This is a genomic window from Pseudomonas sp. H3_A02, from assembly GCF_054671965.1.
In genome coordinates this window covers 2,270,510-2,283,760 of record NZ_CP162807.1, presented here as the reverse complement: position 1 = coordinate 2,283,760, position 13,251 = coordinate 2,270,510, and the positions used below count along the sequence as shown (strand labels likewise).

Genomic DNA, 13,251 nt, shown 5'->3' with positions numbered 1-13,251 from the left:
GACATCCCCACCGAAGCGAACCCGATCACGTTTTACAGGCCCCGGCCGCCGCAGGCTCGACAACCGGGAGTAGCGCGGCCCGATTTGATCTGGTAAGTTCGCCCGCTTGCAGCCGCAGGGCCGGCAGGTGTCGGTGATGGAGCAATCCTGCGTAGTGGATTACAAGAGTAGAGGCGGTCCATTCATGCCCACCCAAGCAAAGCAAAATCAAAATCAGTCGCTCAGCGGGTTTGAGCCTTACGTCCCGCAAGCTGGCGAAGAGTACATGGGCGCCCCCATGCGCGCGCACTTCACCAAGATCCTGAACAAGTGGAAACAGGACTTGATGCAGGAAGTCGACCGCACCGTGGATCACATGAAAGACGAAGCGGCCAACTTCCCCGACCCGGCCGACCGTGCCAGTCAGGAAGAAGAGTTCAGCCTCGAGCTGCGCGCCCGTGACCGTGAGCGCAAGCTCATCAAGAAAATCGACAAGACGCTGCAACTGATCGAAGACGAAGAATACGGTTGGTGCGAGTCCTGTGGCGTCGAGATCGGCGTCAAGCGTCTGGAAGCCCGTCCGACCGCCGACATGTGTGTCGACTGCAAGACCCTGGCGGAAATCAAGGAAAAACAGGTCGGCAAGTAATCGCCGAGGCTGTCACCGAAACGGAGCGTTCATACGCTCCGTTTTTTGTTTCTGGCACCTTCGGTACACCCAATACCCTTGTGGGAGCGAGCTTGCTCGCGATGACGGCGGCATATTCAATACGGGTGCAAGCTGACCCACCGCTATCGCGAGCAAGCTCGCTCCCACAGGGATAGGTTTCGTCAGCAAGCGTTATATCCCTACCGCTCAGACTCAGTAACATTCGCCCTATGACTGCCACCGCCCCCTACATCGGACGCTTCGCCCCCACCCCCAGCGGCCACTTGCACTTCGGCTCACTGGTCGCCGCACTGGCGTCGTACCTTGATGCCCGGGCCGTGGACGGGCGTTGGTTGCTGCGCATGGAAGACCTCGACCCGCCTCGGGAAGAACCGGGTGCGCAAGCGGCGATTCTCAAGGCGCTGGAAAGCTACGGGTTCGAATGGGACGGCGAGATGGTTCGCCAAAGCGAGCGCCATGATGCCTACGACCAGGTCATCAACCGGCTATTCAGCCAGGGCCTGGCCTATGCCTGCACCTGTTCGCGCAAGCAACTGGAGGCGTATCAAGGCATTTATCCGGGCCTGTGCCGCAATGCCGGGCACGGCACCGAGGACGCCGCCATCCGCCTGCGTGTCCCTGAGCTTGAGTACCACTTCACCGACCGGGTCCAGGGCGAGTTCCGCCAGCACCTGGGCCGTGAGGTCGGTGATTTCGTGATCCGCCGCCGCGACGGGCTCTACGCCTATCAATTGGCCGTGGTCCTGGACGACGCCTGGCAAGGGGTGACCGATATCGTGCGCGGCGCCGACCTGCTGGACTCCACGCCGCGCCAGCTCTATTTGCAAGAACTGCTCGGCTTGCCACAACCGCGTTACCTGCACGTGCCATTGATCACCCAGCCCGACGGGCACAAGCTCGGCAAATCCTACCGTTCACCGCCGCTGGCGGCCGACCAGGCCACGCCGCTGTTGCTGCGGGCGTTGCGCGCACTAGGCCAGCAACCGGGCCTCGAACTGCTCGACGCCAGCCCACGGGAACTGCTGGCCTGGGGCATTCGCCACTGGGACGCGGGCAAGATCCCGCGCACACTGAGCCTGCCCGAAGCGCAAATACGTTGACGGCCCTTGCAGCTTGGCGCCCATCCGTTACCATCGCCGCACGTTTTCGGGCACGCGCATAAATTAGAGAGGCCGGGATGTATATCTATCGCTTGGTCCTGCTCCTGGTAGTGGGGATTTACTTGTTCTCCCCGGCCATCATGGATTGGTGGATCGATGCCACGGGTGCCTGGTATCGGCCGTATCTGCTCTGGCTGATCCTGATTGTCGTGACCTTCATCCTGCAGAGCCAAAAAGATGCCGATGAGCTTTAGCCTGACCCAGATGATCCTGATCAGCGCCGCCTACCTGGCGGTGCTGTTCGGCGTGGCCTGGATCAGCGAACGGGGCATGATCCCCCGGGCGATCATCCGTCACCCGCTGACCTACACCCTCTCACTGGGTGTCTACGCCAGCGCGTGGGCGTTCTATGGCACGGTCGGGCTGGCCTATCAGTACGGTTATGGTTTCCTCTCCAGTTACCTCGGTGTATCGGGCGCGTTCCTGCTGGCGCCAGTGTTGCTCTACCCGATCCTGAAAATCACCCGCACCTACCAACTTTCCTCCCTGGCCGACCTGTTCGCGTTTCGCTTTCGCAGCACCTGGGCCGGCGCCCTGACCACGATCTTCATGCTGGTCGGGGTGTTACCGTTGCTGGCCCTGCAAATGCAGGCCGTGGCCGACTCCATCAGCATCCTGACCCGCGAACCGGTGCAGCACCGGGTGGCGTTGAGTTTCTGCGTACTGATCATCCTGTTCACGATTTTCTTCGGTTCCCGGCACATCGCCACGCGGGAGAAACACGAAGGCCTGGTGTTCGCGATCGCCTTCGAGTCGGTGATCAAGCTGATCGCCATCGGCGGCGTCGGTCTCTATGCCCTGTACGGCGTGTTCGACGGCCCGCAACAGCTGGAAGTGTGGCTGCTGCAGAACCAGACCGCCCTCGCCGCCCTGCACACGCCCTTGCAGGAAGGCCCGTGGCGCACGCTGTTGCTGGTGTTCTTCGCCTCGGCCATCGTGATGCCGCACATGTATCACATGACCTTTACCGAAAACCTCAACCCGCGCTCGCTGGTGAGCGCCAGTTGGGGCCTGCCGTTGTTCCTGCTGCTGATGAGCCTGGCGGTGCCGTTGATCTTGTGGGCCGGCTTGAAGCTGGGCGCCAGCACCAACCCGGAATACTTCACCCTGGGCATCGGCATCGCCGCCAACAGCAAGGCCCTGGCGTTGCTGGCCTACGTTGGCGGCCTCTCGGCGGCCAGCGGCTTGATTATCGTCACCACGCTGGCCTTGTCGGGCATGGCCCTCAACCACCTGGTGCTGCCGCTCTACCAGCCACCGGCCGAAGGCAACATCTATCGCTGGCTGAAATGGACTCGACGGGCGCTGATCGTCGCGATCATCATGGCCGGCTACGGTTTCTACCTGATGCTGGGCGACGGGCAGGACCTGGCCAACCTGGGCATCGTCGCCTTCGTCGCCACCTTGCAGTTCCTGCCCGGCGTGCTGTCGGTGCTGTATTGGCCGACCGCCAACCGCCGCGGCTTCATCGCCGGCCTGCTGGCGGGAATCCTGGTGTGGCTGGTGGCGATGCTGCTGCCGCTGATGGGTAACTTGCAGGGTTTCTATATTCCGCTGCTGAACATGATCTACGTGCTCGACGACACCAGTTGGCACATGGCGGCCATCGCCTCCCTGGCGGCGAACGTGCTGATGTTCACCCTGATCTCGCTGTTCACCAACGCCAGCAGCGAAGAAGCCAGCGCCGCCGAAGCCTGTGCGGTGGACAACGTTCGTCGCCCGCAGCGCCGCGAGCTGCACGCCGCCTCGCCCCAGGAGTTCGCCACGCAACTGGCCAAGCCCCTCGGCGCCAAGGCTGCGCAAAAGGAAGTCGAACAGGCCCTGCGCGATCTTTACCTGCCCTTCGATGAACGCCGCCCGTATGCCTTGCGGCGCCTGCGAGACCGGATCGAGGCCAACCTGTCCGGCCTGATGGGCCCCAGCGTGGCCCAGGACATGGTCGAGACGTTCCTGCCCTACAAGGCCGGTGGCGAGAACTATGTCACCGAAGACATCCACTTCATCGAAAGCCGCCTCGAGGATTACCACTCGCGCCTCACCGGCCTGGCTGCCGAACTGGACGCCTTGCGCCGTTACCACCGCCAGACCTTGCAGGAACTGCCGATGGGTGTGTGTTCCCTGGCCAAGGACCAGGAAATCCTGATGTGGAACAAGGCCATGGAAGAACTGACCGGGATCGCCGCCCAGCGCGTGGTCGGTTCACGCCTGAGCACCTTGGGCGAGCCATGGAAAGGCTTGCTGCAAGGCTTCATCGACCTGCCGGACGAGCATCTGCACAAACAGCACCTGGCCCTCGACGGCCAGACCCGGTGGCTGAACCTGCACAAGGCGGCGATCGACGAGCCGTTGGCACCCGGTAACAGCGGCTTGGTACTGCTGGTGGAAGACCTGACCGACACCCAGATGCTCGAAGACAAGCTGGTCCACTCCGAACGACTGGCAAGCATTGGCCGGTTGGCCGCCGGGGTGGCCCATGAAATCGGCAACCCGATCACCGGCATCGCCTGCCTGGCGCAGAACCTGCGCGAAGAGCGCGAGGACGACGGTGAGCTGACGGAAATCAGCGGTCAGATCCTCGAACAGACCAAACGCGTTTCGCGCATCGTCCAGTCGCTGATGAGCTTCGCCCATGCCGGCGGTCACCAGCACAATGACGAGCCCGTCTGCCTGGCCGAAGTGGCCCAGGATGCCATTGGTCTGCTGGCCCTCAACCGGCGCAATTTCGAGGTGCAATTCTTCAACCTGTGCGACCCGGACCATTGGGTCGATGGCGACCCCCAGCGGCTCGCCCAGGTATTGATCAACCTGCTCTCCAACGCGCGGGACGCCTCACCGGCCGGCAGCGCGGTGCGGGTCAAGAGCGAGGCTTTCGAACACACGATCGACCTGATCGTCGAAGACGAAGGCAGTGGTATCCCACAGAACATCATGGACCGATTGTTCGAACCCTTCTTCACCACCAAGGATCCTGGCGAAGGCACCGGTCTGGGCCTCGCACTGGTCTATTCCATCGTTGAAGAGCATTATGGACAAATCACCATCGACAGCCCGGCCGATGTTCAGAGCCAACGCGGCACCCGTATCCGGGTGACCTTGCCGCGTCATGTCGAAGCGACGTCCGCTGTGAACTGAGACCGTCGAGAGAATCGAATCAATGCCGCACATTTTGATCGTCGAAGACGAAACAATTATCCGCTCCGCCTTGCGCCGCCTGCTGGAACGCAACCAGTACCAGGTCAGCGAAGCCGGTTCAGTGCAGGAAGCACAAGAACGTTTCAGCATCCCCACGTTTGACCTGATCGTCAGTGACCTGCGCCTGCCGGGCGCACCGGGTACCGAGTTGATCAAGCTCGGCCAGGGCACGCCAGTGCTGATCATGACCAGCTACGCCAGCCTGCGCTCGGCGGTCGACTCCATGAAAATGGGTGCGGTGGACTACATCGCCAAACCGTTCGACCACGACGAGATGCTCCAGGCCGTAGCCCGCATCCTGCGCGACCGACAGGCGGCGACCAGCAACCCGGCGGAACCCGTTGGCAAGGCCAGCGCTTCTGCAAAAGCCGGTGCCAGCAACACTAACGGCGAAATTGGCATCATCGGTTCCTGCCCGCCCATGCAGGACCTGTACAGCAAGATTCGCAAAGTGGCGCCGACCGACTCCAATGTCCTGGTCCAGGGCGAGTCCGGCACCGGCAAGGAGCTGGTGGCCCGCGCCCTGCACAACCTGTCGCGCCGGGCCAAGGCACCGATGATCTCGGTGAACTGCGCGGCGATTCCGGAAAGCCTGATCGAGTCCGAACTGTTCGGTCACGAGAAAGGTGCGTTCACCGGCGCCAGCGCCGGGCGTGCCGGGCTGGTGGAAGCGGCGGACGGCGGCACGTTGTTCCTCGATGAAATCGGCGAGCTGCCACTGGAAGCCCAGGCGCGGTTGCTGCGGGTGCTCCAGGAAGGCGAAATCCGCCGGGTCGGCTCGGTGCAGTCGCAGAAGGTCGATGTCCGCCTGATCGCGGCCACCCACCGTGATCTCAAGAGCCTGGCGAAAATCGGCCAGTTCCGCGAAGACTTGTACTACCGCTTGCACGTGATCGCCTTGAAGCTTCCGGCCTTGCGCGAGCGTGGCGCGGACGTCAATGAAATCGCCCAGGCGTTTTTGGCCCGCCAGAGCGCGCGAGTCAACCGTACCGACCTCAAGTTCGCCCCGGATGCCGAACAAGCCATTCGTCATTACGCTTGGCCGGGTAACGTTCGGGAGCTGGAAAACGCGGTCGAGCGGGCAGTGATCCTGTGCGAGAGCCCGGAAATCTCTGCCGACCTGCTGGGCATCGACATTGAACTGAGTGATCTGGACGATGAAGAATTCATCGGCCTGGCCCCACAACAGGGCGGCGCTGCCAACAACACCAGCCACGAACCCACCGAAGACCTGTCCCTGGAAGACTACTTCCAGCATTTCGTCCTGGAACATCAGGACCACATGACCGAGACCGAACTGGCCCGCAAGCTGGGCGTCAGCCGCAAGTGCCTGTGGGAACGGCGCCAGCGCCTGGGGATCCCACGGCGCAAGACCGGGGCGACCAGCGAAAGCTGATTGGTGGGAGCGAGCTTGCTCGCGATGGCAGTGTGTCAGTCACCCTTTGTGCAAACTGATACGCCGCCATCGCGAGCAAGCTCGCTCCCACAGAGGGAAGGTTCGAACACTGATGAATGTGAAAAAACTGTTACCCCAGTCTTTTTCACGTAACAGAAGCCGGGGTTTACGGTAACGAAACCCCGGCTTTTTTTCGCCTCGGAAAAATGGCTATAACCATAGAACCCCCGGTTTCTCTGGGTTTCGCAAAAGTTGGCACGCACCCTGCTATAGCTTTGGTACAAGAACAATAACAAGCAATGCAAAAGACAATAAAAATAAGACGAATCGACTCACGCACAATAAAAACAAGACGGCGAGAGGCGCAGCTAACTGATTCTTTTGGAGAGGCGTTGTATTTGGGGCTTGCCCCACAACCAGGCCGAGAACAATAAAAACTGTCTCAAGACAGGTGCCTGAACTGGTTGGATCGATTGATCACTGCAACACAGCGACCAAAGCAATCCGTTTGCTCTTGGCTCCCGATTGGGAGGGTCACGAAGGGAAAACCTCGTGGCGCGGGCACTCAACAAAAACAAGAAGCCCGAAACCAATAATAAAAACAGAGCACGCAACTAATTCTGGGGGAGCTTCGGCTCCCCTTGTGGTTTCTGTCATTCCCCTTCCCTGAAGCCTACAAAGCTTGTCGCTTGAAGCTTGCAGCTCAAAACTGCTCCGTCCTACACCATCCCTCGACTAAATGCTAGAATCCCCGCCCATCATGCGGTCATTCTTCGTTTTTGGCCGAATATTCCTTCAAACAGTGCATCCCATGCTGAAGAAGCTGTTCCAGTCATTCCGTTCTCCCTTGCGTCGTACGCAACACATTCGCAGCACGCCTGAAGTGCTCAACAGCGGCCAGCATTCGCTGCAAAAGGCCCAGTTCAGCCGTTATGCGGTGAACATCGTCGAACGTTTGCAGAACGCCGGCTACCAGGCTTACCTGGTCGGCGGTTGCGTGCGCGACATGCTGCTCAACATCACGCCCAAGGATTTCGACGTCGCCACCAGCGCCACGCCGGAACAGATACGGGCCGAGTTTCGCAATGCACGGATCATCGGCCGGCGCTTCAAGCTGGTCCATATCCACTTCGGCCGCGAAATCATCGAAGTGGCGACCTTTCGCGCCAACCACCCGCAAAACGATGAAGAGGAAGACAGCAACCAGTCTTCCCGCAATGAGAGCGGGCGCATCCTGCGCGATAACGTCTACGGCACACTGGAAGAAGACGCGCAGCGCCGCGACTTCACCATCAACGCCCTGTATTACGATCCGGTCAGCGAGCGCATCCTCGATTACGCCAACGGCGTACACGACATTCGCAATCGCCTGATCCGTCTGATCGGTGATCCGAAGCAGCGCTACCAGGAAGACCCGGTGCGGATGCTGCGGGCCGTGCGTTTCGCCGCCAAGCTGGATTTCGGCATCGAAAAACACAGCGCCCTGCCGATTCGCGAACTGGCGCCCATGCTGCGGGAAATTCCTTCGGCGCGCCTGTTCGAGGAAGTGCTCAAGCTGTTCCTGTCAGGCAACGCGGCCGACACCTTCGAAATGCTGGTGGACCTGCAGCTGTTCGATCCGCTGTTCCCCGCCAGCGCCGAGGCCCTGGAGCACAACCCGACCTATACCCACACCTTGATCAGCGAAGCACTGATCAACACCGACCTGCGCATCAAGCAGAACAAGCCAGTGACGCCGGCGTTCCTGTTCGCCGCCTTGCTCTGGCCTGCCCTGCCGGCCCGGGTGCTGCGCCTGCAAGACCGTGGCATGCCACCGATCCCGGCGATGCAGGAAGCCGCCCACGAGTTGATCGCCGAACAGTGCCAGCGCATCGCTATTCCAAAACGCTTCACGATGCCGATCCGCGAGATCTGGGACATGCAGGAGCGCCTGCCACGGCGCAGCGGCAAACGGGCCGACCTGCTGCTGGACAACCCGCGTTTCCGCGCCGGCTACGACTTCCTGCTGCTGCGTGAAAGCGCAGGCGAGCAGACCGATGGCCTGGGCGAATGGTGGACCGATTACCAGGACGCCAACGACAGCGAGCGCCGCGACATGATTCGTGAACTCAGCGGCAAGGATGACGGCGCCAGTGGCCCGCGCAAGCGCCGCCGCAGCAGCGGTGCCAAGCGCAAACGTGCCGGCGTACCGAGCGCATCGGGCGAGTAATCGATGGAACGCATCTACATCGGCATGGGCAGCAACCTGGCCGAACCCGCCGAACAATTGCGCAGTGCCGTCCAGGCGCTGGCGCAATTGCCCGACACCCAACTGGTGGGGGTCTCGGCGTTTTATCAAAGCGATTCCCTGCTACCCGGCCAACCGCGCTACACCAACGCGGTGGCGGCGCTGGACAGCCACCTGGCACCGCTTGACTTGCTCGATGCGCTGCAAGCCATCGAAACCGGACAGGGTCGCGAACGCCTCGAACGCTGGGGCCCACGCACCCTGGACCTGGATATCCTGCTGTTTGGCGAGCGCCTGATCGACGAGCCTCGCCTCAAGGTCCCCCACTACCACATGCAGGCCCGGGCCTTTGTCCTGTACCCGCTGGCCGAATTGGCCCCCGCCGACTTGCGCCTGGCCGATGGGCGCCTGCTCAAGGATCTCCTTGCGGCGTGCCCATTCGTTGGTCTGGAACGCTTGCCACCGAACTGAAGCAGTTCCTCTTGTGGGAGCAAAGCTTGCTCGCGATTGCGGTGGGCCAGTGAACATCCATACCGTCTTCTGATCCACCGCCATCGCGAGCAAGCTTTGCTCCCACAGGATGCGGTACTGGACAGTCATTCCGGGGACACGCTCCTACGCTGAAACGCATCAGTAACCCCGGTAACACCCGGCGGTAACACATCCAATTGACTTCCCCCTTACTCCTCACGACTATAGGCGTCCCGTAGCCGCCAACGCGGCGTTTAAAGGGCGCAATCCAGGCCTTACAAGCACCACGCATAGAAGGTGCGCCTGTATAAATGGCGAATCATGCGCGTTACTCGCAGTAGTTCACGAGCGCCTAATGAGGACTTTTTCATGCCAGCTATTACCCTGACCACGCTGCAAGGTCTCAAGCAAAAAGGTGAAAAAATCACCATGCTGACCTGCTATGACGCAACCTTCGCCCATGCCTGCAATGAGGCCGGTGTCGAAGTGCTGCTGGTGGGCGATTCCCTCGGCATGGTGCTGCAAGGTCACGACAGCACGCTGCCGGTGACCACCGCCGAGATGGCCTACCATGTGGCCGCCGTCAAACGCGGTAACACCGATGCGTTGATCCTCGCCGACCTGCCGTTCATGGCCTACGCCACCCTCGAACAAACCATGACCAACAGCGCCATGCTGATGCAGGCCGGTGCCCACATGGTCAAGGTCGAAGGCGCGTTGTGGCTGGCCGATTCGATTCGGCTGCTGGCCGAGCGGGGTATCCCAGTGTGCGCGCACCTGGGCCTGACCCCCCAAGCGGTGAATATCCTCGGCGGCTACAAGGTCCAGGGCCGCAATGAAAACCAGGCGCGGCAGATGCGCGCCGATGCGATTGCGCTGGAGCAGGCGGGTGCGGCGATGTTGCTGCTCGAATGCGTGCCCAGCGAACTGGCGGAAGAAATCACCCAGGCGGTGAAGATCCCGGTGATCGGGATCGGCGCCGGCAACGCCACCGATGGCCAGGTGCTGGTGCTGCACGACATGCTCGGGCTGTCGATCACCGGTCGCGTGCCCAAGTTCGTGAAGAACTTCATGGTCGGGCAAACCTCCATCCAGGGCGCCCTGAGTGCCTACGTCGCGGAAGTCAAGGCGGCGACCTTCCCGGGCGCCGAACACGGGTTTTCCGCATGAACACCGTCAAAACCGTACGCGAACTGCGGGCCGCCGTAGCCCGTGCCCGTGGCGAAGGCAAGCGCATCGCCTTCGTGCCGACCATGGGCAACCTGCACAGCGGTCATGTGGCGCTGGTGACCAAGGCCGCACAACGGGCCGACTTCGTGGTGGCGAGCATTTTCGTCAATCCGCTGCAATTCGGCGCTGGCGAAGACCTGGACAAATACCCCCGCACCCTCGCGGCCGACCAGGAAAAACTGCTCCAGGCCGGCTGCCAACTGCTGTTCGCCCCCAGCGTCGAAGAGATGTACCCCGACGGCATGGCCGGACAGACCCGGGTCAGCGTCCCGCAATTGTCCGAAGGCTTGTGCGGCGCCAGCCGTCCCGGGCATTTCGAGGGCGTGGCGACGGTGGTCAGCAAGCTGTTCAACATGGTCCAGCCTGACCTGGCGGTGTTTGGCCAGAAAGACTTCCAGCAACTGGCGGTGATCCGCGCCCTGGTCCATGACTTGAACATGCCGATCCAGATCATCGGCGAGCCGACCGTGCGCGCCGAGGATGGCTTGGCGCTGTCGTCGCGCAACGGCTTCCTCAGCCCGGATCAACGTGCCGTCGCGCCCGTGGTCTATCGCGTCCTGAGCCAGATCGCCGAGGCAATCAAGCAGGGCCAGCGGGATTTCCCCGCGCTGATCGGCGCGCAGCTCAAGCAACTCGAAGCCGCCGGCCTGCGTCCCGATTACCTGGAAATCCGTCACGCCAAGACCCTGCGCCCAGCGTTGAGCGAGGACCGCGACCTGGTGATTCTGGTGGCCGCCTTCCTCGGTACCACGCGCCTGATCGACAACCTGCATCTGGATCTCGACACCCCCGCCTGAACACCACAAAACCCTGTGGGAGCGAGCTTGCTCGCGATAGCAGTGGGACAGTTGATGTAATGCTGACTGACACACCGCCATCGCGAGCAAGCTCGCTCCCACAGTGGACCAGTAATATCCCCAACACCTCCGTCTGTCGGCCCTTTCCCACCCTCGTTGTATAAAAAAGTACCGGGAACCGGTCTTACAAAGTCAAGACAGATCGCAACGCGAGGTTTACTGTAGTCGCCCTGTGTCTGGCGATCGTGTCGATGCAGTGTCCGGACGCCCACCTCGAGCCGCGCCGGAATTTTTAGTGTACAAAAGGTCGTTCAAGTAAAAAGGAAACCCGCAGCGATGGCGTATTACCGAACCCCTCATGACGTGACCGCTCTGCCAGCCTGGCAAGCGCTGAATGACCACCGCAAAGCCATGCAGGATTTCAGCATGCGCGAAGCGTTCAATGCCGATCCGCAGCGTTTCACTCAATTCACCCTGTCGAGCTGCGGCCTGTTTCTCGACTACTCGAAAAACCTGATCAACGCCCAGACCCGCGACCTGCTGGTGGGCCTGGCCAACGAAGTCGACCTCAAGGGCGCGATCAAGTCGCTGTTCGAAGGCGAAATCGTCAACGCCTCGGAAAACCGCCCTGCCCTGCACACCGCCCTGCGTCGGCCGGTGGGCGACAAATTGCTGGTCAACGGCGTCAACGTGATGCCGGACGTGCACAAAGTGCTGAACCAGATCACTGACCTGGTCGGCCGCATTCACGACGGCCTGTGGCGCGGCTACACCGAGAAGCCGATCACCGACGTGGTGAACATCGGCATCGGTGGTTCTTTCCTCGGCCCGGAACTGGTGTCCGAAGCGCTGTTGTCCTACGCGCAAAAAGGTGTTCGCTGCCACTACCTGGCGAACATCGACGGCAGCGAGTTCCATGAACTGACCATGAAGCTGCGCGCCGAGACCACGCTGTTCATCGTCTCGTCGAAATCCTTCAACACCCTGGAAACCCTGAAGAACGCCCAGGCCGCCCGCGCCTGGTACCTGGCCCAGGGTGGTTCCGAAGCGGAGCTGTATCGCCACTTCATCGCCGTGTCGAGCAACAACGCCGCCGCCGTGGCCTTCGGTATCCGTGAAGAGAACATCTTCCCGATGTGGGACTGGGTCGGCGGGCGTTACTCGCTGTGGTCGGCCATCGGCCTGCCGATCGCCCTGGCCATCGGCATGTCGAACTTCAAGGAATTGCTCTCCGGCGCCTATTCCATGGACCAGCATTTCCAGAGCGCCCCGTTCGAGCAGAACATGCCGGTGCTGCTGGCGCTGCTGGGCGTGTGGTATGGCAATTTCTGGGGCGCGCAGAGCCATGCGATCCTGCCGTACGACCACTACCTGCGCAACATCACCAAGCATTTGCAGCAGTTGGACATGGAATCCAACGGCAAGAGCGTGCGCCAGGACGGTACCCCGGTGTCGACCGACACGGGCCCAGTGATCTGGGGCGGCGTCGGCTGCAACGGTCAGCACGCCTACCACCAGTTGCTGCACCAGGGCACCCAGTTGATCCCGGCCGACTTCATCGTGCCGATCGTCAGCTTCAACCCGGTTTCCGACCATCACCAGTGGCTGTACGCCAACTGCCTGTCCCAGAGCCAGGCACTGATGCTGGGCAAGACCCGCGCCGAGGCCGAAGCCGAGTTGCGGGACAAGGGCGCCAGCGAAGAAGAGGTGCAGAAACTGGCCTCCCACAAGGTGATTCCGGGCAACCGTCCGAGCAACACCCTCGTGGTCGAACGCATCAGCCCACGCCGCCTTGGCGCACTGGTGGCGCTGTATGAACACAAGGTGTTCGTGCAGAGCGTAGTCTGGGGCATCAACGCCTTCGACCAATGGGGCGTGGAGCTGGGCAAGGAACTGGGCAAGGGTGTCTACAACCGCCTGGTGGGCAGCGAAGAAAGCCCGGCCGACGACGCCTCGACCCAGGGCTTGATCAACTACTTCCGCGGGCGTCACCGCGGCTGATCGAGTTCACCGCTAATCCCTGTGGGAGCGAGCTTGCTCGCGATGGCGGTGTGTCAGTCAACCTCTGTGTTACTGATCCACCCCCATCGCGAGCAAGCTCGCTCCCACAGTTGCTTTGTGCATGACTT

Annotated in this window: 10 protein-coding genes; all 10 read left to right on the top strand. The window is 61.6% G+C overall.

Translation table 11 applies throughout. The features are described 5' to 3' along the window. Nucleotides 1-184: 184 nt before the first annotated feature. The gene (dksA, locus tag AB4N80_RS09955; RefSeq protein WP_047229844.1) at nucleotides 185-628 is read left to right on the top strand and encodes an RNA polymerase-binding protein DksA; all 444 of its coding nucleotides are present in this window, start codon (nucleotides 185-187) and stop codon (nucleotides 626-628) included. A 230-nt stretch (nucleotides 629-858) separates the two neighbouring features. After that, nucleotides 859-1,749: a tRNA glutamyl-Q(34) synthetase GluQRS gene (gluQRS, locus tag AB4N80_RS09950; RefSeq protein WP_305468521.1), complete on the top strand. Its 891-nt coding sequence runs from the start codon at nucleotides 859-861 to the stop codon at nucleotides 1,747-1,749. A gap of 77 nt (nucleotides 1,750-1,826) precedes the next feature. Beyond that, nucleotides 1,827-2,003 (top strand): hypothetical protein, encoded by a 177-nt coding sequence (locus tag AB4N80_RS09945; RefSeq protein ID WP_003176118.1) that lies wholly within the window; start codon nucleotides 1,827-1,829, stop codon nucleotides 2,001-2,003. Further along, the gene (locus AB4N80_RS09940) at nucleotides 1,987-4,941 is read left to right on the top strand and encodes a sensor histidine kinase (protein WP_170866875.1); all 2,955 of its coding nucleotides are present in this window, start codon (nucleotides 1,987-1,989) and stop codon (nucleotides 4,939-4,941) included. Before AB4N80_RS09945 ends, AB4N80_RS09940 begins: the two co-directional genes overlap by 17 nt. A 22-nt stretch (nucleotides 4,942-4,963) precedes the next feature. Next, nucleotides 4,964-6,397, top strand: a complete 1,434-nt coding sequence (locus AB4N80_RS09935) for a sigma-54-dependent transcriptional regulator (RefSeq protein ID WP_122564906.1) — start codon at nucleotides 4,964-4,966, stop codon at nucleotides 6,395-6,397. Nucleotides 6,398-7,208: 811 nt separating this feature from the next. Continuing rightward, nucleotides 7,209-8,606: a polynucleotide adenylyltransferase PcnB gene (locus AB4N80_RS09930; RefSeq protein ID WP_305468523.1), complete on the top strand. Its 1,398-nt coding sequence runs from the start codon at nucleotides 7,209-7,211 to the stop codon at nucleotides 8,604-8,606. 3 nt (nucleotides 8,607-8,609) lie between these two features. Further along, nucleotides 8,610-9,095, top strand: a complete 486-nt coding sequence (gene folK, locus AB4N80_RS09925) for a 2-amino-4-hydroxy-6-hydroxymethyldihydropteridine diphosphokinase (RefSeq protein ID WP_122564908.1) — start codon at nucleotides 8,610-8,612, stop codon at nucleotides 9,093-9,095. Between the two features lie 369 nt (nucleotides 9,096-9,464). Beyond that, entirely contained in the window at nucleotides 9,465-10,265 is an 801-nt protein-coding gene (panB, locus tag AB4N80_RS09920; RefSeq protein ID WP_122564909.1) for a 3-methyl-2-oxobutanoate hydroxymethyltransferase, read from the top strand. Further along, nucleotides 10,262-11,122, top strand: coding sequence for a pantoate--beta-alanine ligase (gene panC, locus AB4N80_RS09915; RefSeq protein ID WP_122564910.1), 861 nt, complete (start codon nucleotides 10,262-10,264; stop codon nucleotides 11,120-11,122). Before panB ends, panC begins: the two co-directional genes overlap by 4 nt. A gap of 336 nt (nucleotides 11,123-11,458) precedes the next feature. Next, nucleotides 11,459-13,123: a glucose-6-phosphate isomerase gene (gene pgi, locus AB4N80_RS09910; protein ID WP_122564911.1), complete on the top strand. Its 1,665-nt coding sequence runs from the start codon at nucleotides 11,459-11,461 to the stop codon at nucleotides 13,121-13,123. Nucleotides 13,124-13,251: the final 128 nt, after the last annotated feature.

Excerpts from the sequence above, each read along its gene's own strand:
- dksA (WP_047229844.1), top strand. The coding sequence starts at position 185 with ATGCCCACCCAAGCAAAGCAAAATCAAAATCAGTCGCTCAGCGGGTTT.
- gluQRS (WP_305468521.1), top strand. The coding sequence starts at position 859 with ATGACTGCCACCGCCCCCTACATCGGACGCTTCGCCCCCACCCCCAGC.
- AB4N80_RS09945 (WP_003176118.1), top strand. The coding sequence starts at position 1,827 with ATGTATATCTATCGCTTGGTCCTGCTCCTGGTAGTGGGGATTTACTTG.
- AB4N80_RS09940 (WP_170866875.1), top strand. The coding sequence starts at position 1,987 with ATGCCGATGAGCTTTAGCCTGACCCAGATGATCCTGATCAGCGCCGCC.
- AB4N80_RS09935 (WP_122564906.1), top strand. The coding sequence starts at position 4,964 with ATGCCGCACATTTTGATCGTCGAAGACGAAACAATTATCCGCTCCGCC.
- AB4N80_RS09930 (WP_305468523.1), top strand. The coding sequence starts at position 7,209 with ATGCTGAAGAAGCTGTTCCAGTCATTCCGTTCTCCCTTGCGTCGTACG.
- folK (WP_122564908.1), top strand. The coding sequence starts at position 8,610 with ATGGAACGCATCTACATCGGCATGGGCAGCAACCTGGCCGAACCCGCC.
- panB (WP_122564909.1), top strand. The coding sequence starts at position 9,465 with ATGCCAGCTATTACCCTGACCACGCTGCAAGGTCTCAAGCAAAAAGGT.
- panC (WP_122564910.1), top strand. The coding sequence starts at position 10,262 with ATGAACACCGTCAAAACCGTACGCGAACTGCGGGCCGCCGTAGCCCGT.
- pgi (WP_122564911.1), top strand. The coding sequence starts at position 11,459 with ATGGCGTATTACCGAACCCCTCATGACGTGACCGCTCTGCCAGCCTGG.